Source organism: Streptomyces avidinii, assembly GCF_014650695.1.
Taxonomy (GTDB): domain Bacteria; phylum Actinomycetota; class Actinomycetes; order Streptomycetales; family Streptomycetaceae; genus Streptomyces; species Streptomyces avidinii.
The window spans coordinates 115,940-138,352 of sequence record NZ_BMVL01000020.1; the positions used below are offsets into that span (position 1 = coordinate 115,940).

Annotated in this window: 24 protein-coding genes; 14 read left to right on the forward strand and 10 right to left on the reverse strand. The window is 71.6% G+C overall.

All coding sequences use genetic code 11. The features are described 5' to 3' along the window. Positions 1-180 precede the first annotated feature (180 nt). A complete protein-coding gene (locus IE257_RS34960; protein ID WP_372453166.1) occupies positions 181-564 on the forward strand; it encodes a hypothetical protein in 384 nt (127 codons plus the stop codon). A gap of 16 nt (positions 565-580) precedes the next feature. Here the strand turns inward: IE257_RS34960 and IE257_RS34965 are convergent, their stop codons facing one another. Beyond that, on the reverse strand, positions 581-1,264 hold the full coding sequence (locus IE257_RS34965; RefSeq protein WP_189973866.1) for a FadR/GntR family transcriptional regulator: 684 nt from the start codon (positions 1,262-1,264) through the stop codon (positions 581-583). A 57-nt stretch (positions 1,265-1,321) separates the two neighbouring features. Between IE257_RS34965 and IE257_RS34970 the strand changes: the two genes are divergently transcribed. The 4 genes from IE257_RS34970 (at position 1,322) to IE257_RS34980 (ending at position 3,756) form a co-directional block, all read left to right on the forward strand. Then, entirely contained in the window at positions 1,322-2,644 is a 1,323-nt protein-coding gene (locus IE257_RS34970; protein WP_189973867.1) for a CynX/NimT family MFS transporter, read from the forward strand. 5 nt (positions 2,645-2,649) lie between these two features. Continuing rightward, the gene (locus tag IE257_RS39040; RefSeq protein WP_252120216.1) at positions 2,650-2,769 is read left to right on the forward strand and encodes an SGM_5486 family transporter-associated protein; all 120 of its coding nucleotides are present in this window, start codon (positions 2,650-2,652) and stop codon (positions 2,767-2,769) included. Positions 2,770-2,924: 155 nt separating this feature from the next. Next, entirely contained in the window at positions 2,925-3,155 is a 231-nt protein-coding gene (locus IE257_RS34975; protein WP_189973868.1) for a hypothetical protein, read from the forward strand. A 79-nt stretch (positions 3,156-3,234) separates the two neighbouring features. After that, positions 3,235-3,756: a SixA phosphatase family protein gene (locus IE257_RS34980; RefSeq protein ID WP_189973869.1), complete on the forward strand. Its 522-nt coding sequence runs from the start codon at positions 3,235-3,237 to the stop codon at positions 3,754-3,756. Positions 3,757-3,846: 90 nt separating this feature from the next. Here IE257_RS34980 and serB read toward each other — a convergent pair whose 3' ends face one another. Together serB and IE257_RS34990 are read right to left on the reverse strand one after the other, a co-directional pair. Then, complete coding sequence (serB, locus tag IE257_RS34985; protein ID WP_189973870.1) at positions 3,847-5,046, reverse strand: phosphoserine phosphatase SerB; 1,200 nt, start codon at positions 5,044-5,046, stop codon at positions 3,847-3,849. A 228-nt stretch (positions 5,047-5,274) separates the two neighbouring features. Beyond that, positions 5,275-6,807, reverse strand: a complete 1,533-nt coding sequence (locus IE257_RS34990) for a streptophobe family protein (RefSeq protein WP_189973871.1) — start codon at positions 6,805-6,807, stop codon at positions 5,275-5,277. 232 nt (positions 6,808-7,039) lie between these two features. Here IE257_RS34990 and IE257_RS34995 point away from each other — a divergent pair, with 232 nt between their 5' ends. Further along, positions 7,040-9,577 carry an ABC transporter ATP-binding protein/permease gene (locus IE257_RS34995; protein WP_189973872.1) on the forward strand — a complete coding sequence of 846 codons (2,538 nt, stop codon included), beginning with the start codon at positions 7,040-7,042 and terminating at the stop codon, positions 9,575-9,577. Positions 9,578-9,701: 124 nt separating this feature from the next. On the opposite strand, the gene IE257_RS35000 is transcribed toward IE257_RS34995, so the two are convergent. The 3 genes from IE257_RS35000 to IE257_RS35010 form a co-directional block, all read right to left on the reverse strand. Then, positions 9,702-10,391: a transglycosylase SLT domain-containing protein gene (locus tag IE257_RS35000; RefSeq protein WP_189973873.1), complete on the reverse strand. Its 690-nt coding sequence runs from the start codon at positions 10,389-10,391 to the stop codon at positions 9,702-9,704. A gap of 296 nt (positions 10,392-10,687) precedes the next feature. Then, entirely contained in the window at positions 10,688-11,797 is a 1,110-nt protein-coding gene (locus tag IE257_RS35005) for an S-adenosylmethionine:tRNA ribosyltransferase-isomerase (protein WP_372453165.1), read from the reverse strand. After that, on the reverse strand, positions 11,794-12,561 hold the full coding sequence (locus tag IE257_RS35010) for an SDR family NAD(P)-dependent oxidoreductase (protein ID WP_189973874.1): 768 nt from the start codon (positions 12,559-12,561) through the stop codon (positions 11,794-11,796). Before IE257_RS35010 ends, IE257_RS35005 begins: the two co-directional genes overlap by 4 nt. Positions 12,562-12,718: 157 nt before the next feature. Between IE257_RS35010 and IE257_RS35015 the strand changes: the two genes are divergently transcribed. The 3 genes from IE257_RS35015 to IE257_RS35025 all read left to right on the forward strand — a co-directional run bounded on the left by IE257_RS35015 (position 12,719) and on the right by IE257_RS35025 (position 14,936). Further along, a complete protein-coding gene (locus tag IE257_RS35015; protein WP_189973875.1) occupies positions 12,719-13,882 on the forward strand; it encodes a GAF domain-containing sensor histidine kinase in 1,164 nt (387 codons plus the stop codon). After that, entirely contained in the window at positions 13,875-14,540 is a 666-nt protein-coding gene (locus IE257_RS35020) for a response regulator (RefSeq protein WP_189973876.1), read from the forward strand. Before IE257_RS35015 ends, IE257_RS35020 begins: the two co-directional genes overlap by 8 nt. Positions 14,541-14,690: 150 nt before the next feature. Continuing rightward, positions 14,691-14,936 carry a chaplin gene (locus IE257_RS35025; protein ID WP_030386462.1) on the forward strand — a complete coding sequence of 82 codons (246 nt, stop codon included), beginning with the start codon at positions 14,691-14,693 and terminating at the stop codon, positions 14,934-14,936. Positions 14,937-15,105: 169 nt separating this feature from the next. Here the strand turns inward: IE257_RS35025 and IE257_RS35030 are convergent, their stop codons facing one another. Next, on the reverse strand, positions 15,106-15,888 hold the full coding sequence (locus tag IE257_RS35030; RefSeq protein ID WP_189973877.1) for an Rv1486c family protein: 783 nt from the start codon (positions 15,886-15,888) through the stop codon (positions 15,106-15,108). A 133-nt stretch (positions 15,889-16,021) separates the two neighbouring features. On the opposite strand from IE257_RS35030, the gene IE257_RS35035 reads away from it, so the two are divergent. The 4 genes from IE257_RS35035 to IE257_RS35050 all read left to right on the forward strand — a co-directional run bounded on the left by IE257_RS35035 (position 16,022) and on the right by IE257_RS35050 (position 19,251). After that, positions 16,022-16,816: an ABC transporter ATP-binding protein gene (locus IE257_RS35035; protein WP_030720092.1), complete on the forward strand. Its 795-nt coding sequence runs from the start codon at positions 16,022-16,024 to the stop codon at positions 16,814-16,816. A 75-nt stretch (positions 16,817-16,891) separates the two neighbouring features. Continuing rightward, positions 16,892-17,320 (forward strand): NfeD family protein, encoded by a 429-nt coding sequence (locus IE257_RS35040; RefSeq protein WP_189973878.1) that lies wholly within the window; start codon positions 16,892-16,894, stop codon positions 17,318-17,320. A gap of 84 nt (positions 17,321-17,404) precedes the next feature. Then, positions 17,405-18,391 carry an SPFH domain-containing protein gene (locus IE257_RS35045; protein ID WP_030386458.1) on the forward strand — a complete coding sequence of 329 codons (987 nt, stop codon included), beginning with the start codon at positions 17,405-17,407 and terminating at the stop codon, positions 18,389-18,391. A gap of 89 nt (positions 18,392-18,480) precedes the next feature. After that, positions 18,481-19,251: a sulfite exporter TauE/SafE family protein gene (locus tag IE257_RS35050; RefSeq protein ID WP_189973879.1), complete on the forward strand. Its 771-nt coding sequence runs from the start codon at positions 18,481-18,483 to the stop codon at positions 19,249-19,251. Positions 19,252-19,320: 69 nt separating this feature from the next. Here the strand turns inward: IE257_RS35050 and IE257_RS35055 are convergent, their stop codons facing one another. The 3 genes from IE257_RS35055 to IE257_RS35065 all read right to left on the reverse strand — a co-directional run bounded on the left by IE257_RS35055 (position 19,321) and on the right by IE257_RS35065 (position 21,339). Next, positions 19,321-19,824 (reverse strand): HNH endonuclease, encoded by a 504-nt coding sequence (locus IE257_RS35055; RefSeq protein ID WP_052877037.1) that lies wholly within the window; start codon positions 19,822-19,824, stop codon positions 19,321-19,323. Positions 19,825-19,973: 149 nt separating this feature from the next. Next, on the reverse strand, positions 19,974-20,507 hold the full coding sequence (locus IE257_RS35060; RefSeq protein ID WP_189973880.1) for a YbhB/YbcL family Raf kinase inhibitor-like protein: 534 nt from the start codon (positions 20,505-20,507) through the stop codon (positions 19,974-19,976). A 49-nt stretch (positions 20,508-20,556) separates the two neighbouring features. Next, positions 20,557-21,339, reverse strand: a complete 783-nt coding sequence (locus tag IE257_RS35065) for a sporulation protein (protein WP_052877036.1) — start codon at positions 21,337-21,339, stop codon at positions 20,557-20,559. Between the two features lie 108 nt (positions 21,340-21,447). On the opposite strand from IE257_RS35065, the gene IE257_RS35070 reads away from it, so the two are divergent. After that, on the forward strand, positions 21,448-22,089 hold the full coding sequence (locus IE257_RS35070; protein ID WP_189973881.1) for a DNA-3-methyladenine glycosylase: 642 nt from the start codon (positions 21,448-21,450) through the stop codon (positions 22,087-22,089). The last annotated feature ends 324 nt before the right edge of the window (positions 22,090-22,413 follow it).

A 22,413-nucleotide genomic window follows, 5' to 3' on the forward strand; every position in this document is an offset into this window, starting at 1 on the left:
TCGCGTTCCGCGGCGGCGCGCTCGATCGCATGTTCACCGGCCGACCGGATCTTCCCGAGTCGAAAACCAGGACGGATGCCTGCAAACTGACCTGGCCGGGATCTTCTCGGCTCCTGCGGGGAGGAGGTAGGAGTGCGCGCGAGACCGAGCCGAGCGGTATCCGTGCTGGTCACATCCGTGATTCTGACCGGACTCCTGGTCCCCGGAGCGGCCGCGCAGCCCCCGGAGGGCGAGCCCGCACCCGGCCCCGAGTCGGCGGCCCCGGCCGTCGTGGAGCTCGCCGAGATCCCCGCCGAACCGCCCGCGCAGCCCGCACGGCCCGCCGGGGGTGAACTCTTCGGGGCGGACTGCGACACCGTGATCCAGGGCTCGCAGGTGACGGCGAACTGCCACAACGCCTACCCGGCGACCGACCTCGTACGGCTGCACGTCGAGTGCGACCGCTGGTGGGACGTGGACGGGGACGGGGGCGCCGTGGCCGTCGGCCCGGCCGGCCGGGCCGAGCTCGTCGGCCGCTGCTGGAAAGAGGTCCGCTCGGCCTGGGTCAGCCACCGGCGCCCGTGAGCGGTCGCTCCCGCGCTCACCGGCCCTGAGCCTCCTTGCCGAGACAGGCGAAGGGGTAGCCCGCCGCCTCCGAGGCCGCCGCGTCCCCGTCGCCCCGCCGGATCGCCTCGATCAGCCGGGCGTGGTCCAGATGGGCGGACGGGTGCAGCTCGGTACCCACGTCCGTCCGCAGCCAGTCGGCCACCAGATCGCCGAGGTCCGCGTACAGCTCGATCAGTACGTCGTTGTGCGAGGCGGTCACCACCGCCATGTGCAGACTCACGTCCGCCGCCACGAAGAGCTCCGCGTCCCCGCTCGCCCAGGCCTCCTCGCGGCGCGCCAGCAGGGCATCCAGCTGCACGAGGTCCCGCTCGGTGCGCCGCTCCGCCGCCAGCCGGGCAGCCGAGGACTCCAGGGTCGAACGCAGCTCGGCGATGTGGCGCGGCTCGGCCCCGGCGAAGCGGCGGTGCATGACGCCGGCCAGCTCGCTGGTGGCGATGACGTACGTGCCCGAGCCCTGCCGGATGTCGAGGAGGCCGTTGTGCGCCAACGCCCGGACGGCCTCGCGCACCGTGTTGCGGGCGACGCCGAGCAGCTCGACCAGCTCAGGCTCGGTCGGGATGCGGGCGCCGACCGGCCACTCGCCCGAAGTGATCTGGTTCCGCAGCTGGGCGATCACCTGATCGACGAGTGCGGAGCGCCGGGGCGAGGTCAGCGGCATGGGTTCCTCTCGAGAGCGACTGGACAACCAATCATCCCATGATTCTATGATGGTTCAATGTCCGACGAAGAAATCCAGACCATGAACCGCACGGCGGTCGTGCGCACCACCCCTGACCGGCAGCCTCCCGCCCCCACCCAGGTCACCCCGGCCTGGCTCGGCCCGGTGCTCATCGTCGGAATCGTGCTGGCCGCCCTCAACCTGCGGCCCGCCATCACCAGCCTCGGAGCCCTCTTCGAGGAGACCCGCACGGGGCTCGGCATGAGCGGCACCGTCGCCGGACTGATCACCTCGGTCCCCGCCCTCTGCTTCGCCGTCTTCGGCGTCACCGCGCCCCGGCTCTCCCGCCGCTTCGGCCCGGCCGCCGTCGTCTGCGCCGGCATGGCCGCCGTCGCCACCGGACTGCTGATCCGCCCCTTCGCCACCGGCGCCGCCGGGTTCCTGGCGGCCAGCGCCCTGTCACTGGCCGGCATAGCCCTCACCAACGTGCTGCTCCCGGTGATCGTCAAGCGCTACTTCCCGGACCGGGTCGGCACCATGACCGGCCTGTACTCCATGTCCCTGGCCGCCGGCACCTCCCTCGCCGCCGCCGCGACCGTCCCGCTGACCGCCGCCCTCGGCGGTAGTTGGCGCACCGGCCTGCTGGTCTGGGCCGTGCTCGCCCTGGCCGCCGTACTGCCGTGGCTGCCCGTCGCCCGCGCCTCCCGGCGCGCCGACCGGGCCGAGACCGCCGCGGCCGCCGCCGCTGCCGGGTCCGGCGCGGGGGCCGCCGCGGGCGCCGGCACCGGACCGCGCGTCGTCCGCAGCCGCACCGCCTGGGCCCTGGCCTGCTACTTCGGCCTCCAGGCCACCGGTGCGTACATCACCATGGGCTGGCTCCCGCAGATCTTCCGCGACGCCGGGGTCTCCGCCTCCACCGCCGGCGTGCTCCTCGCCGTCACCATGGTCATGGGCGTCCCGCTCGCCTTCGTCATCCCGGGCCTGGCCGCCCGGATGAAGAACCAGGGCGCCATCGCCGTCACCCTCGGCGTCTTCGGCCTCGTCGGCTACCTCGGCCTCTACTTCGCCCCCGCCGCCGGAGCCTGGGCGTGGGCGCTCCTGCTCGGCATCTCCAACTGCGCCTTCCCCCTCGTCATCACCCTCATCGGGCTGCGCGCCAAGTCCCCGGCCGGCGTGGTCAAGCTCTCCGCCTTCGCCCAGAGCACCGGCTACCTCATCTCCATCCCCGGCCCCCTCGTCATCGGCGCCCTCTACCAGCACAGCGGCGGCTGGGACCTGCCGCTCGCCCTGATGGCCGGACTCCTCGTGCCGCAGATCGTGCTGGGCATCCGGGCCGGACGGGACCGCACGATCGAGGACGAATGCGGCATGCGAGACTGACCGGCATGTCGCCCGTACTTGAACCGAACCCGCAGAACGGCCGCAAGAAGCTCGGCCTCGTGCTCGGCGCGTTCCTCGCCGTGACCGTGATCATCTCCGTGATCGCCACGATCGCCTCCCCGTGAGCCCGGTCCTCCGGCGGGAGGGTGGGGCTAACCCCACCACCCCTAGGGGGCCAGGCTCAGGGTGAAGTGGGGTGTGCCCCGGATGGGAACCACTGGCCCGGATCCATAGATTCGTAGGCAGCGAGTCAGTCCGGTCCACACCCTCGGAGGCGGCCATGTCGGCCCCCATGCACATCAGGCCCCTCCCCCCGGGCCCGTCCGGCCCCCGGGCCCGCGCCGCCACCGGCGCCGGCACCCGGCTGCACTGGTGGGCACTGGCCCTGCCCGCCCTCGCCTTCGGGCTCCTGCTGCTGCTCCTCGCCGGATCCGGCGAGGCCCACGCGGCCACCGGCGAGGTCTCCGGCCTGGTCCAGGTCGCCGAACACCTCCTGCGCGCCGTTGCCTGACCTCCCGCGCCCCCTACCTGGGGGGTGAGCCCCTCAACACCCTGCGCCCCATGGCTCGTTTCGTGCGAAGCTGGGAGTCATGAGCGCCGACACACCCCGCAGGATCGCCCTCCTCCGGCACGCCAAGGCCGACTGGCCCGAGGTGTCCGACCACGATCGCCCGCTCGCGGAACGAGGCCGCAAGGACGCGCCGGCCGTCGGTCTGAAGCTCGCCGAAACCGGCATCGTCTTCGACCTGGCCCTGTGCTCCACCGCCGCCCGCACCCGCGAGACCTGGAAGCTCGCCGTCCAGGAGATGCCGCACCGGCCGAAGACCCACTACGAGGAGAGGCTCTACGACGCCTCGCTGGGCGAGCTCATCGCCCTGCTCAACGAGACCTCCGACGAGGTCTCCGACCTCCTCGTCATCGGGCACAACCCCGGCATGCACGCCCTCGCCGACGCCCTTTCGGGGCGCGCGGAGGACGACACCCTGGCGCGGATGACCCGTACGGGTTTCCCGACCGCGGCCCTCGCCGTGGTCTCCTTCACCGGATCGTGGAAGTCCGTCGAGCACGGAGTGGGCACACTGCTCGACTACTGGACCCCCAAGGGCCTCTGACCGGGGCCCCGCCACCCTCGAAGACCCCACCAGCGCGAACGGGCCCCGGCAGCCGAGACGGCTGCCGGGGCCCGGCGGTGCTCGTGGGGATCAGGCCAGGTCGGCGGCCTCGATCTCCTCGCGGGTGATCCCGAGCAGGTACAGCACCGCGTCGAGGAACGGCACGTTCACCGCGGTGTGCGCGGCCTCGCGGACCACCGGCTTGGCATTGAAAGCCACACCCAGCCCGGCCGCGTTCAGCATGTCCAGGTCGTTGGCGCCGTCACCGATGGCCACCGTCTGGGACAGCGGTACGTCGGCCTCCGCGGCGAAACGGCGCAGCAGCCGAGCCTTCCCCGCCCGGTCCACGATCTCGCCGGTGACCTTGCCGGTCAGCTTTCCGTCGACGATCTCCAGGGTGTTGGCGGAGGCGAAGTCCAGCCCCAGCCGCTCCCGCAGATCGTCCGTCACCTGGGTGAAGCCGCCGGATACCACACCCACCTGGTAGCCCAGCCGCTTGAGCGTGCGGATCAGGGTCCGGGCGCCCGGCGTCAGCTGCACCTCGGCGCGCACCTTGTCCACGACGGAAGCGTCCAGGCCCGCCAGCAGCGCCACCCGGGCGTGCAGCGACTGCTCGAAGTCCAGCTCGCCGCGCATGGCCCGCTCGGTGACGGCTGCGACTTCCGCCTCGCACCCGGCGTGCGCGGCGAACAGCTCGATGACCTCGTCCTGGATGAGGGTCGAGTCCACGTCCATGACGACCAGACGCTGGGCCCGGCGGTGCAACCCGGCAGAGACCACGGCCACATCCACGCCGATGTGCGCGGAAGCCGTGGCCAGCGCGGTGCGCAGCGGCTCGGTCTCGACGCCGGAGACGGCGAACTCCACTGCCGTCACCGGGTACTTGGCGAGGCGGAAGATACGGTCGATGTTGCCGCCGGTCGCGGTGATCCGGGCGGCGATGGCGGCCGTCGACTCGGCGGTGAGCGGGTGCCCGAGCACGGTGACATGCGAGCGGCCGCTGCCGCGCGGCCGGTTGTCACCGGTACCGGAGAGGATCTCGGCCTGCATCTTGAGGGACTCGGCCCAGCTGTGGACGGTGGCACGCAGGTCGCCCTCGGCGCCGCCGGAGGGCTTGGTGACGAGGGCGCACAGGACGATGCGGCCACGGGTGACGACCTGCTCGATGTCGACGACATCGACGGAGTAGGCGGCGAGGGTGTCGAACAGCCCGGCGGTGATCCCGGGACGGTCCTTGCCGAAGATCTTGACGAGGAGGGTGGGGACGTCGGAGGTCTGCGATGCGCTCATGGTGCCCTCACCGTATCTTCCCGAACCGGACCCCAGGACCCCCGTCCCACGTCTTGAACCCCGGCGTGGCCTTGAGGACCGGGGCTCCGCCCCGAACCCCGGTCCTCAAACGCCGGACGGGCCGGAAATCCAGCCCCGCCGGCGTTTGAGGCGCGGGGTGGGGCGGAGCCCCAGGGAACGGTGGAAGGGCGGGTAGGGGACGGCTCCGCGCAGCGGACGGGCCCGGGCTCACCGCGGCGGCGCCGGAGGCCGGGGCGGGGGCGGCGCTCCCGGCGGGGGAGGCGGCGTGAAGGGCTCCCGGCGCGGAGGCTTCGGCGGCCCGGGAGACCACGGCGGAACGCCGGTCACCGTCACGTCCCACGAGCCGTCCGCCTCCCCGCCGGCTCCGGGCCGCGGGCCGCGCACGGGCCCGCCGGACGGCGGGGCCCCGGGGTACGCGGCCGTCGGCGCCCCGGGGTCGGGCCACCCCCGGGCGGGTCCCGGCTCGCCGGCCCGGCCCGGGAGGGCCGCCCGCCGCTCGGGAACCAGGGCCGCACCCGCCGCCCCGGCCGCCGCACCCCAGACCGCGCCCAGCACGAGGGCGAGGGGAAGGGACCCCCGCAGCTCGACCCCCGCGTCCACCGCGTCCACGCCCAGCACCGCGAGCGAGGCGTTGGCCGAGAACCCCGTCAGCCACACCAGCACAGCCGCCGTCACCGCGGTCACGGCCGACAGCCGGGCCGCGCACCCCGCGATCGGGCGCCCCGGAGTCCGTACGGCCGCCAGCACGCCCGCGTAAAGCAGCAGCAGGGTCACCCCCGCGACCAGCAGCCAGACCCGCTCGTCGTACTCCGCGAGGCGGGCCACCGTCAGCGGCTCCCGCGCGGAAGCCGCCAGCAGCTCGTCCAGCGGATCGGGCAGCAACCGGGCCGGCGCCCCCGTGGCTCCTCCGCGCAGCGGCACGAACAGCCCCAGCAGTACCCCCAGGGCGCTCCCGTTCGGCGCCCCCAGCAGCGCACCGCCCAGCACCCGCCGCGGGTGGTCGTCGCCCAGCGCCGCCCACACCGCCGCGGCCCACCCGGCCGCCACCGCCACCAACAGCATCGCCACCACTGCCGAGGCGGCCGGGCGCAGCCGGGCCAGGGCCGCCGGCCCGCGCCGCGAGACCAGCAGCGCGACCGCCAGTACGGCGAGCACCCACACCCCTGAGCCCAGCAGGGTCGCCTCCAGCTCCACCGAGAACCCCACTCGGGTCCGGGTCTCGATCAGATCCCCGATGCGGTCCGGGAGCAGCCCGCCGATGTCCCCGATCCCCGGAATCTCCACCTTCGCCGGGGCCTTCGGCAGCGCCGCCGTCCCGTCGAGGGTGACCACGTCGTGCCCGGCCCACGCCAGACCGCCCGCCGTCGCGACGAACAGCGCGGCGAGAGCCGCAGCCCTGGCCGCCGTCTCCCCGTGCCCCGCCCCGGCCCGCAGCGAACGCAGGAACAGGTGCGCCAGAACCAGCGCCCCGGCCAGTGACACCCCCAAGGGCATGACGTCCAGGGAGGTTTCGGCGCCCGCCCCGACCGCTCCGAGGACCGAGACGTCACCGGAGGGGGTCACGGTTCCACCGACCGCGAGGACCACCGCGGCCGCCGCCATCGCCCCGAGCGAACCTCCCGCGGCGTCGGCGCCCAGCAGGTGCAGTCCGAGCCCGGCCACTCCCGCCATCACGATCAGGGACCAGCCCACGGCGGCGACGGCGGACAGCAGCACGTCTCCCCAGCGAATGCGGCGCATGCGGTGAACCCCCGATGCCTACCGAGCGGTACGCGACGGGACCACCGGGCGAGAAGTCCCGTATCTCACTCTCCGGGTGATTTTCGACCCCGTCAACGGGCCGTCGTAGACGCCCTGGCAAGGCCCGGATTCCACATACGGCTGTGGGCCTGAAATAGTTCCCCCGGATGTTCGCCATCCCTAGACTCCCTGACGTCATGGGGGATTCTCGGGGGACTTAAGTGGGGCTGGAGTGCCGGAACTCGTACTGGAATTGAACGGAAGGACCTGGACGCTCGATCCGTCCAGGTCGTACTCGCTGGGGCGCGACCCCCAGGGAGACGTGGTGATCGACGATGCCCGGGTGTCGTGGCGGCATGCCACCATCACCTGGAACGGCCGGGGTTGGGGCATCGAGGACCACGGCAGCACCAACGGCACCTATGTGCACGGGGCCAGGGTCCAGCAGACCGAGCTCGTGCCCGGCACGCCGGTCCACTTGGGCAACGCGACCGACGGCCCGCGGCTGAACCTGACCGCCGCCGCCGCGCCGCAGCCCGCCGTGGCACAGCAGGCGCAGCAGAACCCGGCCCAGGCGTACGCCCAGCCGCAGGCCCCGGCCTACCAGGCCCCGCAGCAGCAGCCCCAGCACCAGGCCTGGGAACAGCAGCAGCACGCGCAGCAGCAGCCGCAGCAGCCGCAGGTCCACCTCCCGCACCAGCAGGGTGGCGCCGCCGCGGCCCGCCCGGCGCAGGGCGGCGCCCCGGCCTACGGCGACCGCAGCCCGACGACGTTCCACCAGCTCTCGCTGGGCCACGTCATGCGGATCGGCCGTGCGCTGGAGAACGAGCTGGTGGTCTCCGACCTCCAGGTCTCCCGCCACCACGCCGAGTTCCGCTCGATGCCCGGCGGCCGCTTCGAGATCCACGACCTCGGCAGCCACAACGGCACCTACGTCAACGGCCAGCCGCTGCCGAAGTCCGGCACCGTGCTGCTCGGTCCGAACGACATCGTCGGCGTCGGACACTCGACGTTCCGGATCGTCGGCGACCGCCTCGAGGAGTTCGTCGACACCGGCGAGGTCTCCTTCTCGGCCCGCCACCTCACGGTCACGGTCGACGGCGGCAAGCAGATCCTCAAGGACGTCACCTTCGGCGTCCCGGAGAAGTCGCTGATCGGCGTCATCGGACCCTCGGGTTCCGGCAAGTCCACCCTGCTCAAGGCGCTGACCGGGTACCGGCCGGCCGACCAGGGCGACGTCCTCTACGACAACCGCAACCTGTACAAGCAGTTCGCGGAGCTCCGCCAGCGCATCGGCCTGGTCCCGCAGGACGACATCCTGCACAAGGAGCTGAAGGTCAGCACGGCCCTCAAGTACGCGGCCAAGCTCCGCTTCCCCGGCGACACCGCCGAGTCCGAGCGCGCCGCCCGTATCGACGAGGTACTGCGCGAGCTCAAGCTCGACATCCACAAGGACAAGAAGATCACCGCGCTCTCGGGTGGTCAGCGCAAGCGCGTGTCCGTGGCCCTGGAGCTGCTCACCAAGCCCTCGCTGATCTTCCTGGACGAGCCGACCTCGGGCCTCGACCCGGGCATGGACCGCGACGTCATGCAGCTGCTGCGCGGCCTCGCCGACGACGGCCGCACGGTCCTCGTCGTCACCCACTCGGTCGCCGAGCTGGCCATCTGCGACAAGCTGCTGGTCATGGCCCCGGGCGGATCGGTCGCGTACTTCGGCCCGCCGGACGAGGCGCTGAACTTCTTCGGCTACACCACGTGGGCGGACGTGTTCTCGTCCTTCGAGAACTACCGCGACTACGACTGGGCCGGCCGCTGGAAGGGCTCGCAGCACTACCAGCTGTACGCCGCCGACATCGACGCGGTCGCCCCGCAGTCCGTCGCGATGCCCCCGGCCCAGCAGATGCGCCCGCCGAAGCCGCAGGGCTGGGGCTCCCAGCTCTTCACGCTGATCCGCCGCTACGTGTCGGTGATCGCCTCCGACCGGGGCTTCCTCGGCCTGATGCTGATCCTGCCCGCGGTCCTCGGTGTGGTCTCGACGGTCATCCCGGCGACCTTCGGCCTCGCGCCCCCGACGCCCCCGTCCCAGTTCAACGGCGACGCAGGCACGATCATGCTGATCCTCGCGGTCGGCATGTGCTTCTCGGGCGCCGCGAACTCGGTCCGTGAGCTGATCAAGGAACGCGTCATCTACGAACGTGAGCGCGCGACCGGCCTGTCCCGGTCGGCGTACCTCATGTCGAAGGTGATCGTCCTCGGTGTCATCACGGCCATCCAGGGCGTGATCATCTGCGGGATCGGCTTCTTCCCGCGCGACCTGCCCGCCGAGGGCCTGCTGATGCCGCCGGCCGTCGAGCTCTGCGTGTCGGTCATCGCGCTCGGCTTCACCTCGATGATGTTCGGCCTGGTGATCTCCTCGCTGGTGAAGACCGCCGAGAAGACCATGCCGCTGCTGGTCATGTTCGCGATCGTCCAGGTCGTCTTCACCGGCATCCTCTTCCAGGTCTACGACTCGCCGGGCCTGGAGCAGTTCGCCTGGCTGATGCCGTCCCGCTGGGCCGTCGCCGCCGCCGGCACCACGCTGAACCTCGGCAAGCTCATGCCGCCGTGGGACCGCGACAACCCGACCAACACCGACCCGCTCTGGGACGCCACGGTCGGCCAGTGGAGCCTGAACATCACCGTTCTGCTGCTCCTCGGCATCGCCTGCGGCTTCCTGGTGCAGCGCCTGCTGCGCCGCCACGAGCCCGAGGTCATGCGCGCCGGCAAGTAGGACGCGGGCGGGGACACCGCACGCACGACGACAACAACAACTGAACACGACAAACGCCTCAGGGCGGCATCCGGAAGTCCGGGTGCCGCCCTGAGGCGCATGGGGGCTCGGGTACGCCCAGGGCCTAGTAGGCGCTGTTGACGTTGTCCATGGAGCCGTAGCGGTCGGCCGCGTAGTTGCAGGCGGCGACGATGTTGGCGACCGGGTCGTACTGGTCGAACTTGGTGCCCTTGACGTGGTACGCCTTGAAGGTCGGGTAGATGACCTGGAGCAGACCCTTGCTGGGGATACCGTTCTGGGCGTTGATGTCCCAGTTGTTGATCGCCATCGGGTTGCCGCTGGACTCGCGCATCACGTTCTTGTGGATTCCGGCGTAGGTGCCCGGAATGCCCTCCTTCTTCATGATGAAGAGGGCTTCCTTGATCCAACCGTCGAGGTTGTTCGCGAAGACCGGGGTGCGGGCGGCGGACCGGCTGGCGGCCGCCTTGTCCTCGCGGGCCTTCTTCGCGGCGGCCGCGGCCTTGGCCTTGGCATCGGCGTCGGCCTTGGCCTTCGCCTTGGCGGCGGCGGCCTTCGCGTTGGCGGTGGCGATGACCTGCTGTGCGGAGAGGTGCCCGTGCAGCGCCTTGGTCTGCGCACCGTTGACGACCTGGGTCCAGGCGACGGGGGCGGCGGTGACCGTCTCGGCCTCGGCGGTGTCGGCCGGGACCAGGGAGAAGGCGACGGCGGCGGCGCTCAGCGTGGCGACACCGGCGATGGACAGCTTGTGCGCCTTCGTCAGACGACTGTGACCAGGGGTGCGGGAAGCAGACATGGCGGGCAACCTCTTCGAATAGCGGGAGTCGCAGGAAGGCGCTTTGTGGATCCGGGGATCCGCGGTGCTGTGCGACGGGAGCAATTCTTAGCGGCGGCAAAAACTTGTGGCAAAGGTGTGACGTACGATCCCGCTTAGTGGATCACGCGCGGGCGCCGAGGCCCGATTTCGGGCCCCGGCGCTAGGTGGGACAGTGCTGATGGGGTCTTTATGTGTCCACTAGGGAGCTTCGTAAGTGATGTGGGTCCTATGTGCGGGGTCACATCGGGCACGCAACGGTTTCACCGTGCGTTGCGTCAGCAATGCGAATGGTTACTGCTCTCATCCTTGAGTAGCAGGTGAATGTCCCCGAACTCGTGCCAAAGGCATTCACGGGCCACCGCTTCGGCATACCCGAGCCGTACGGCGGCCCGCCCTGCGACCGCCTCCAGCATCAGCAGATGGGACGCCCCCGGCTCGTGCAGCCCGGTCAGCAGCCCGTCCACGACCCGCACCCCGCGCTCCGGGGTCACCACCAGATCGGTCCACCCGGCGGCCGGGCGCACCCGCCCCGCTTCGTCCGCGGCCGACTCCAGGGCCCGTACCGCCGTGGTGCCCACCGCGATCACCCTCCCCCCTCCGGCCCGTGCGGCGTTCACCAGCCCCGCCGTCGTGGGCGACACCTCGTACCGTTCCGGGTACGGCGGCTCGTGCGCCTCCTGCGAGGCCACCCCCGTGTGCAGGACCAGCGGGGCGAACTGCACCCCCCGGCTCACCAGCCGCGCCACCAGCTCCGCCGTGAAGGGCCGGCCCGCACTCGGCATCTCCGCGGAGCCCGCCCCGTCGGCGGCCGGCACCGCGAACACCGTCTGATGGGCCGAGAGCGGCTGGTCCCGCTCCGTGTAGGCGTACCGGATCGGCCGCCCGTGCGCCCGCAGCAGCGCCGGCACCTCGTACGGCCCGGGTCGGGGCCGCGCCCACCACAGCCGGTCCGCGCCCGCGGCCAGCGGCTCCTCCAGGACGAGCCGGCCCCCGTCCGGCAGCTCCGCCACCGCCCCGGCCGGCCCCCCGGCGTGCGGTCGGGTCGTGCCCCCGCCGGCCGGGGTGCGCAGCTCCACCGCCCAGCGGCCGTCGTCACCCCGGGTCGAGAAGTGCACCACCAGGTCCTCGCGGCCCAGCCGGGCATCCACGGCGGCTGCCAGCGTGGCCGAGGTGTTCACCACCAGGACGTCCCCGGCCCGCAGCAGCCCCGGCAGCTCCCGGAAGGCGTGCAGCGACACCTGCTCGCTGCCCCGGGACACCAGGAGGCGTACGGCATCCCGCCCCAGGCCGGGCCCGCGCTGCTCGGCCGGAATCCGGGCCACCAAATGCGGGGGAATGTCCGTTATATACAGTCCCTCTTCTCGAAGGGACCGATACCCGCTCACCGGCTGGCCCCCGCAACCCCCGAGGCCGCCCCCGAGGCCGGCCCCGCTCCCGCCCCGGGGACCGCCGCTCCCGCCGCCAGCTCCTGCGCCGTGTACCGCCCGCTCGGCAGCCCCCGCTCCACCAGCTGCAGCAGGGCCGGCGCCACCTCCTGCGGCGTCGGCAGCCCCGCCAGGTCCTCGCCCGGCTCGGCAGCCGCCATCATGCGCGTCCGCATCGAACCCGGGTCCGCCCACCACACCCGCAGCTCCGGCTCCTCCACCGCCAGCACGGCCGACACCAGATCCCCCGCCGCCTTGGTCGCCCCGTACGCCCCCCACGTCGCGTACGCCGACACCGCCGCGTCCGAGCTGATGTTCAGAACCGCCCCGGCCTCCGCCGCCCGCAACAGCGACAGCCCCTCCTGGACCAGCCCCAGCGGCCCCACCACATTGACCTCGAAGGCCTCGCGCAACCCGTCCAGCGCATGGTCCGCCAGAACCACCAACGGCTCCGCCCCGAGCACCCCCGCGTTGTTCACCAGCAGGTCCAGCCCACCCAGCTCCCGCGCGGACGCCACCAGCGCGGCCCGGTGCCCCGCCGAGGACACGTCCCCGGCCACCGCCACCACCCTCACCCCGGCCGCCCGCTCCAGCCCGGCCGCGGCCTCCTCCAGCGCCGCCGCGCCCCGTGCGCTCAGCACCAGGTCCCATCCGCGCGCCGCCAGCTCCCCGGCCAGCGCCCGGCCGAGCCCCCTCGACGCCCCCGTCACGATCGCCACCGACATGACAGCACCCTCGCCTTCCGTACCGATCAGCAGATGCCCCCAACCTAGGAACGGCCCACCCCCCGCCGCGTCGGCCGCGAGCCCCACCCCCGCACATCCCTTGGACCTACGTCCACGGCCCGATCCCGCAGGTCACGGCCCCGGGTACGGTGAGGCCATGACCGGTAGCCCCCCGCACGGCGGGCCCCCCAGCGGCCTGGCCGCCGTGAGCACCGCGCTGCTCGCCATGAGCCGGCGGCTGGAGGTCCGCGACGTCCTGCGCACGATCGTCGCGTCCGCCCGCGAACTCCTGGACGCCGAGTACGCGGCCCTGGGCGTCCCGGACGACCACGGCGGCTTCGCCCAGTTCGTCGTGGACGGCATCAGCCCCGAGCAATGGCGCAGCATCGGCCCGCTGCCGCGCCAGCACGGCATCCTCGCCGCGATGCTCCACGACGCGGGCCCCGAGCGGCTGGCCGACGTACGCGAGGACCCGCGCTTCGAGGGCTGGCCGTCCGCCCACCCGGAGATGTCCGACTTCCTCGGCATGCCCGTGCGCGACGGCGAGGAGACCCTCGCCGCGCTCTTCCTGGCGAACAAGCGTCCCGGCGCCCCCGGCGGTGGGCAGGGCTTCACCGACGAGGACCAGGAACTCCTCTCCCTCCTCGCCCAGCACGCGGCGATCGCCCTCACCAACGCCCGTCTCTACGAGCGCAGCCGCGAGCTGACCATCGCCGAGGAGCGCTCCCGGCTCGCCCACGAGCTGCACGACGCCGTCAGCCAGAAGCTCTTCTCGCTGCGCCTCACCGCCCAGGCCGCCGCGGCCCTCGTCGACCGCGACCCGGCCCGCGCCAAGGGCGAGCTCCAGCAGGTGGCGGCCCTGGCCGCGGAGGCCGCCGACGAACTGCGCGCCGCCGTGACCGAGCTGCGTCCGGCCGCCCTGGACGAGGACGGGCTCGTCGCCACCCTGCGTACGCACGTCCACGTACTCGACCGCGCCCACGCCGCGCACGTCACCTTCACCTGTGACGGCGTACGGGCCCTGCCCGCGACCCAGGAGGAAGCGCTGCTCCGCGTCGCCCAGGAGGCCCTGCACAACGCCCTGCGCCACTCGGGCGGCGACCGCGTCGAGGTCACCCTGAGCCGGACGCCCGCAGGCGGCGCGGTCCTCAAGGTCCTGGACACCGGCAAGGGCTTCGACCCCCGGACCGTCCGCCGGGCGGGCCGGCACCTGGGTCTGGTCTCCATGCGGGACCGCGCGAGCGGCGTCGGCGGCCGGCTCACCGTGCACTCGGAGCCCGGTCGGGGCACCACGATCGAGATGGAGGTCCCCGGTGGCTGACAGCACCGGCCGCAGCGGCGGCAACGGTATTCGCGTACTGCTGGTCGACGACCACCAGGTGGTCCGGCGGGGCCTGCGCACCTTCCTCGAGGTCCAGGAGGACATCGAGGTGGTCGGCGAGGCCTCCGACGGCGAGGAGGGCATCGTCCGCGCCGAGGAGCTGCGGCCCGACGTGATCCTGATGGACATCAAGATGCCGGGCACGGACGGCATCGAGGCGCTGCGCAGGCTGCGCGAGCTGGCGAACCCGGCGCGGGTGCTGATCGTCACCAGCTTCACGGAGCAGCGGACCGTGGTCCCGGCCCTGCGGGCCGGAGCGGCGGGATACGTCTACAAGGACATCGACCCCGACGCACTGGCCGGGGCCATCCGCTCCGTCCACGCGGGCCACGTCCTGCTCCAGCCGGAGGTGGCGGTGGCCCTGCTCTCCCAGGACGAGCAGGGTTCCCCGGCGGGCCGGCCGGGCTCACTGACCGACCGGGAACGCGAGGTCCTGGGCCTGATCGCCGACGGCCGCTCCAACCGCGAGATCGCCCGCGCCCTGGTCCTCTCCGAGAAGACGGTCAAGACCCACGTCTCGAACATCCTGATGAAGTTGGACCTTTCCGACCGGACCCAGGCCGCATTGTGGGCGGTCAGGCACGGAATCACCGAGTAATCGACGGCATATCGGATCGTCTCGGTCCGGACTGAGATTCATACGGTCGGGTGTATGTAGCCCACATGGCGTATCCGGATCGCAGGGCCGGCCGTTCTTCCATGCGTGCCGCGGCGGCTGGTCGCGGCAGACGTACTGGAGGACGAGAACGTGAAGAACTTCAAGAAGGCCGCAGCCGTCACCATGATCGCGGGCGGCCTCCTCGCCGCCGGCGCCGGTGTCTCCTCGGCGCACGGCGGTGCGTCGGCGGAGGGCGAGGCCCTGAACTCGCCCGGCGTGGCCTCCGGGAACCAGGTCCAGGTCCCCGTGCACATCCCCGTGAACGTGGTCGGCAACACCGTCAACGTGATCGGCCTGCTCAACGGCGCCTTCGGCAACACCGGCGTGAACGCCTGACCCCCTGCCCCACCCCTTCGGCCCCGCTTCCCCACCTCTCCCTGGGAAGCGGGGCCGAATGCTGAGCCGCATCCAGCCCCGCCGACGTTCGAGGCGCGGGGTGTGGGGCGGAGCCCCACAAAGCCCGGCGCAGCCGGGGCCACCGGCCCCGCCCGCGCAGCACAGCGGCTCACCCCCGCTCGCGCGCCTCAACGGCCGAGTTGTACGCCGCCACGAGCGCCCGCCGAGCGACCCGCTCGACCGGCCGCAGCGCCTCCGCCCGCGCCGCCATCTCCGAGGCGGCCACCGCGCCCCCGTGCCCGTTCTCCTGCGCCAGCGACACCATCAGGTCCACCCGCTGCGCCAGCGCCAGCACCCGCACCGCCCGGGCCGGATACCCCGGCGCCAGCGCTTCCCGCCCGGCCTCCGCGCGCGCCCGGTACGCCGACAGGGCCGCCTCCGCCACCGGCCCCGACCCCGCCACATCCAGCCGGGTCAGCACCTCGGTCGCCTCGCGCAGCGCCTCCGCAAGCTCCCGCTCCGCCTCGCTCAGCGAGGGCACGTCCGCCGGCGGGGCCTCCCGTACCGGCAGTGCGTGCCAGGTCACCGACACGTGGACGTCCCCGGCCGGGCCGGCCTCGGACACCTCCGGCACCAGACCCAGCGCCGCACCCACCGCGACGACCGCCTCCTCCGCCTCCAGCGCCCGCGCATTGAACTCCGGCGGGCCGCTCAGCCCCAGCGGATGGCCCGGCGCCGGCAGCGCCACCCGCAGCCCCGTCACCCCCAGTGCCCGCATCCGGCCGAGCGCCAGGGTGAGCCCGACGGGGCCCGACTCACCCGGCAGCCCCTCCACCCGGTGCACGGCGTCCTCGCCCACGATCGACAACACGGCCTCGTCGGGCGAGGCCAGACCGGCCAGCAGTGCGTTCCCCCAGGCGGCCAACCGCCCTGAACGTGGTTCGAAAAGCATCCCCCTACTTTACGGATCGGCCCCGGCACCGGGCCCCGGCCCCGGAGCCCTCTCCGAGTGGCGTAGGTTTTCCCCTGGGGCTGCGTCTACCGGCGCACAGAGAACCGTGACTGCAAGGGGTGACAACACGCTCATGAGCGATGTTCTGGAGCTGGTGGACGTATCCGTGGTCCGCGAGGGCCGGGCTCTGGTGGACCAGGTCTCCTGGTCGGTGAAGGAGGGGGAGCGCTGGGTGATCCTCGGCCCCAACGGCGCCGGCAAGACCACACTGCTGAACCTCGCCTCCAGCTACCTCTTCCCCACCAAGGGCAGCGCCACCATCCTCGGCAGCACCCTCGGCAAGGTGGACGTGTTCGAGCTGCGCCCCCGCATCGGTGTCGCGGGCATCGCGATGGCCGACAAGCTGCCCAAGCGGCAGACCGTCCTGCAGACCGTCCTCACCGCCGCCTACGGCATGACGGCGACCTGGCAGGAGGAGTACGAGGACGTCGACGAGCAGCGCGCCCGCGCCTTCCTCGACCGTCTGGGCATGACCGAGTACCTCGACCGCAAGTTCGGCACCCTCTCCGAGGGCGAGCGCAAGCGCACCCTGATCGCCCGCGCGCTGATGACCGACCCCGAGCTCCTGCTCCTCGACGAGCCCGCCGCCGGTCTGGATCTCGGCGGCCGCGAGGACCTCGTACGCCGACTCGGCCGCCTGGCCCGCGACCCGCTCGCCCCGTCGATGGTCATGGTCACGCACCACGTCGAGGAGATCGCCCCCGGCTTCACCCACGTCCTGATGATCCGTCAGGGCAAGGTCGTCACCGCGGGCCCGATCGACCTCGAACTCACCTCCCGCAACCTCTCCCTCTGCTTCGGCCTCCCGCTGGTCGTCGAGCGCAACGGGACCGACCGCTGGACCGCCCAGGGCCTGCCCCTCGGTTAGGCCGTCGGCCGGGCCCGTCGCTCACGTGCTCCCGCACCCTGTCCCGACCGCGCCCACCCGACCTACCATGACCATGTGGACATCGACGCGTGGGTGTGGTGGCTCATCGGCGCGGTCGGACTGGGCATCCCCCTCGTCCTGACCGCCATGCCGGAGTTCGGCATGTTCGCAGTCGGCGCGGTCGCGGCCGCCGTCACGGCTGCCCTCGGCGGGGGAGTGGTGGCCCAGGTCCTGGTCTTCGTCATCGTGTCGGTCGCGCTCATCGCCGTCGTACGGCCCATCGCCAACCGGCACCGCGACCAGCGCCCCCAACACCGCAGCGGCATCGACGCATTGAGGGGCAGAACCGCAGTCGTCCTGGAACGGGTCGACGGCAGCGGCGGCCGCATCAAGCTCGCCGGCGAGGTCTGGTCCGCGCGCACCCTCGACACGGACACCAGCTTCGAGCCCGGCCAGTCCGTCGACGTCGTGGAGATCGACGGGGCGACCGCCGTCGTGATGTGACAAGCAGCCTGCTCGCGGCCCTCAGGTCTGCGAGACTCCGATCAACGGGGCAGCACAGACAGCAGGAAGGGCACGGGGAACCGCATGCAACCGATCATCATCGTCCTGATCATTCTGGTGGTTCTGGTCTTCATCGCACTGGTCAAGACGATCCAGGTGATCCCGCAGGCCAGCGCCGCCATCGTCGAGCGGTTCGGCCGCTACACCCGCACCCTCAACGCGGGCCTCAACATCGTCGTCCCGTTCATCGACTCCATCCGCAACCGGATCGACCTCCGCGAACAGGTCGTCCCGTTCCCGCCGCAGCCCGTCATCACCCAGGACAACCTGGTCGTCAACATCGACACCGTCATCTACTACCAGGTGACCGACGCGCGGGCCGCGACCTACGAAGTGGCCAGCTACATCCAGGCCATCGAGCAGCTCACCGTCACCACACTGCGCAACATCATCGGTGGCATGGACCTGGAGCGGACCCTCACCTCCCGCGAGGAGATCAACGCGGCCCTGCGCGGCGTCCTCGACGAGGCGACCGGCAAGTGGGGCATCCGCGTCAACCGCGTCGAGCTCAAGGCCATCGAGCCGCCGACCTCCATCCAGGACTCGATGGAGAAGCAGATGCGCGCCGACCGCGACAAGCGCGCCGCGATCCTCCAGGCCGAAGGCGTCCGGCAGTCCGAGATCCTGCGCGCCGAGGGTGAGAAGCAGTCCTCCATCCTCCGGGCCGAGGGTGACGCCAAGGCCGCCGCACTGCGCGCCGAGGGCGAGGCACAGGCCATCCGTACGGTCTTCGAGTCCATCCACGCCGGTGACGCCGACCAGAAGCTCCTCGCCTACCAGTACCTCCAGATGCTCCCGAAGATCGCCGAGGGCGACGCCAACAAGCTCTGGATCGTGCCGAGCGAGATCGGCGACGCCCTCAAGGGACTCTCCGGCGCCATGGGCAACTTCGGCCCCATGGGCGGCGGTTCCGGCTTCAACCCGGGGAACACCGGAAAGGACGGCGGCGGCATTCCGGCCGCGCGGGACAAGGACGGCGCGGACCGCCGCGAACAGCCCCCCATCGACTGAACCGCCACCCCTTCCTGCATGATCAGTGAGGCCCCTCGACCTTCATGGCGGGGAGGCGACTCACTCATGCAAAGGGGATGGCACAGTCCATGTCCATCTGGGAATCACTCGCGGTCCTCGCCGCCGGCATCGGCGCGGGCACGATCAACACCATCGTCGGCTCCGGCACCCTGATCACCTTCCCGGTGCTGCTCGCCACCGGCCTCCCCCCGGTCACCGCCAACGTGTCCAACACCCTCGGCCTGGTGCCCGGTTCCATCAGCGGAGCCATCGGCTACCGCAAGGAACTCCAGGGCCAGCGCGCCCGCATCCTGCGACTCGGCTCCGTGTCCCTCGTCGGCGGACTCGCGGGAGCGATCCTGCTCCTCACCCTGCCGTCCGAGTCCTTCGACACGATCGTGCCCGTCCTGATCGGGCTGGCCCTCGTCCTCGTCGTCCTCCAGCCCCGCCTCGCCGCCGCACTGCGCCGACGCCAGGAAGCCGCCGGAGGCGACACCGGCCACCCCGACGGCGGACCGGCCCTGCTCGGCGGCATGCTGCTCGCCAGCGCGTACGGAGGCTACTTCGGCGCCGCCCAGGGCGTGCTCTACCTCGGCCTGATGGGCCTGCTGCTTCGCGAGGACCTGCAACGCATCAACGCCGTCAAGAACGTCCTGGCCGCCCTGGTGAACGGCGTCGCGGCCGTGGTCTTCCTGTTCGTCGCCGAGTTCGACTGGACGGCCGTGCTCCTCATCGCCGTCGGCTCCACCATCGGCGGGCAGATCGGCGCGAAGGTCGGCCGCCGCCTCTCACCGACCGTCCTGCGCGCGATCATCGTGACGGTCGGCATCCTCGCCATCGTCCAGCTGCTCATCAGCTGAGCGACGTAGACCACCTACGCCGCTCAACGCATCCGAGTCCACCGAACAGAGGGAAACGAGGCCATCCGCCTAGGCGGAACGCTCCAGCCACTCGGGGAGGGCCTCCCGCCCGGCCACCCCCAGGGCCAGCAGCATCGCCTCGGCGGGCGACGGCACGAACGGCCTCCGGAGCAGAGGCATCCCCGCCTCCTCCGGGGTCCGCGCCGCCTTGCGGTGGTTGTCCTCGGCGCAGGAGGCCACCGTGTTCAACCAGGTGTCCCCACCCCCCTGGGCCCGCGGCAGTACGTGGTCCACGGTCGTCGCGCGCTTCCCGCAGTACGCGCAACGGTGCTGGTCCCGGACCAGCACCCCCCTCCGCGACCAGGGAGCATGTCTTCGGAAGGGCACCCGGACGTACCGGCAGAGCCTGATCACCCGGGGCATCGGAAGATCCATGGTGGCCGCGCGCACACGCAGCTCGGGGTGCGACTGCTCGACGACGGCCTTGTCCTGGAGCACCAGGACCACAGCCCGGTTCAGGGTCACCGTCGACAGCGGCTCGAAGCTCGCATTCAGCACCAGCGTGTCCCGCATCTCGCCCACCTCCCGTGTGCAGGCCCGCGACCACACCGGCGGCAGGGCCTGCAACCACTCTGGCCGCGCCCGCCACGCGGGACAACGCAATAAAAATGCCCGGTCCTGGCCTTCTTTAGACCAGGACCGGGCAAACGCTCGGAGAACGATCAGCCGACGGGCGCCTCGTACTCACCGATCAACTGGGCCCGCCCCAACGTGTGGAAACGCAGATTGAAGCCGACCACGGCGGGCGAGACATCCGCCCCGGGGCCGAGCTTCGCCTGATCCACCGCGTACACGGTGAACACGTAGCGGTGCCGCTCCCCGGCCGGCGGAGCCGCCCCGCCGAAGTCCCTGGACCCGTAGTCGTTGCGCACGTGCACGGCCCCGGCCGGCAGCCCCTCGAACTTCCCGCTGCCCGCACCCGCCGGCAGCTCGGTGACCGATGCCGGCAGATCGAAGAGAACCCAGTGCCAGAACCCGCTGCCCGTGGGCGCGTCCGGGTCGAAGCACGTCACTGCGAAGCTCTCGGTCCCCTCCGGGAAACCCTCCCACCGCAACTGCGGCGAGACGTTCCCACCCGAGTGCACCTGCGCCTCACCCAGATCGGCACCGGGTTCGAGGTCCTCGCTCGTCACGGTGAAGGCGTGCACCTCGGGGTGGAAGTCGTGCGGAAGAGGCGCCCTGCTCTGCTCGGTCACTGCTGACCCTCCTGATCGCCGGCCAATACGGGTCCGAGCCTAGAACCGGCTAGAACCAGTTGCGCTGCGAACCCACCGAAGCGATCCACTGGTTCAGGTAGGCCGCCCAGTCCGTGTCCTGGTACGACTGCAGACCCACCTGGAAGCACCGGTAGGTGTCACTGCCCTCGGTGAACAGGCCGGGCTTCTTGTCCATCTCCAGAACGACGTCCATCTCCCGGCCGTCGGAGATGAAGGTGAGCTCGACCTGGTGCAGACCGCGGTACTGCGACGGCGGCAGGAACTCGATCTCCTGGTAGAACGGCAGCGACTGCCGCGTCCCGCGGATGTGCCCGCGCTCCATGTCCGCACTGCGGAAGGTGAAGCCGAGCTGCCGGAAGGCATCGAGGATCGCCTGCTGCGCCGGCACCGGGTGCACGTTGATCGCGTCGAGGTCGCCGGCGTCCACCGCACGCGCGATCTCCAGCTCGGTGCTGACCCCGATGTTCATCCCGTGCAGGTGCTGACCCCCGAAGTGGGTGATCGGCGTCTCCCACGGGATCTCCAGCCCGAAGGGAACCACGTGCAGCGCGCCCGCCTGCACCTTGAAGGCACCGCCCAGACGCTGCTTGGTGAAGACGATGTCCTGCTTGTACTCCTGGTCACCGCCCTCGACCTCGACCCGTGCCTGCAGTCCGACGGACAGCCCCTCGATCTGCTGCTCCACGGATCCGCCCTGGATCCGTACCTCGCCCTGGACGATCCCGCCCGGCACGACGTTCGGCTCGGTGATGATGGTGTCCACCGAAGCACCACCGGCACCCAGGCTCGCGAACAGCTTCTTGAAGCCCATGCTCTAACTCCCCTTGAAGGATCTGGCGACTACGCCGCGACTACCCCTTACCAACGCGGAACACTAGGTCCCGGTTGCAGGTGGACGCGTTCCACTACGCTCGACCGGATGAGCGCGCGACTTGACCGTACGCCCCTGCCCAGGTCTTTCTTCGACCGCCCGGTCCTCACCGTGGCTCCGGACCTCCTCGGCCGCACCCTCGTCCGCCGTACCGCGGACGGCCCCCTCGAACTGCGCATCACGGAGGTCGAGGCCTACGAGGGCGAGTCCGACCCCGGCTCGCACGCCTACCGCGGCCGCACCGCCCGCAACGCATCGATGTTCGGTCCTCCCGGACACGCGTACGTCTACTTCATCTACGGCATGTGGTTCAGCCTCAACCTGGTGTGCGGCCCGCCGGGCCACGCGAGCGGGGTGCTGCTGCGCGCGGGCGAGGTCACGGTGGGCGCCGAGCTGGCCGCCAAACGTCGAGTTTCAGCCAGAAACTCGAGAGAGCTGGCAAAGGGACCGGCCCGCCTGGCCACAGCCCTGGACGTGGACCGCTCCCTCGACGGCACCGACCTCTGCGCGGGCCCGGATTCCCCCTTGTCCCTCCTCACCGGCACCCCGACCTCGGCGGACCTGGTCAGCAGCGGACCGCGCACGGGAGTGGCCGGCGCCGGCGCGGGACATCCGTACCGCTTCTGGCTCACCGACGACCCGACGGTGAGCCCGTACCGCGCCCACGCACCACGCCGCCGCTCAACTTGACTCGCCCTTGCCGGACGCCTAACGTAGCCCGAGCCGCTTGAACGGGTCACTGCTTTTGGCAGACACCCAGAGCGGCCAACCCACACCTACGACTTACCCCTGGCGGGGTCCTATTCGGCATGCCCGAATTCCCGGCCAGTGGCTCGATTATGAGCCGCAAGGGATAAGCGCTAAAGTGGTGGAACGCCGAAAGACAAAGGCCCCCAACGGCCGCCGAATTCAAATCCACTGCCGGAAACGGCGCGGAAATGATCTGGTAGAGTTGGAAACGCAAGAACAGAACGAAAGCCCGGAGGAAAGCCCCAGCGGATGTCGCGGGGGTGA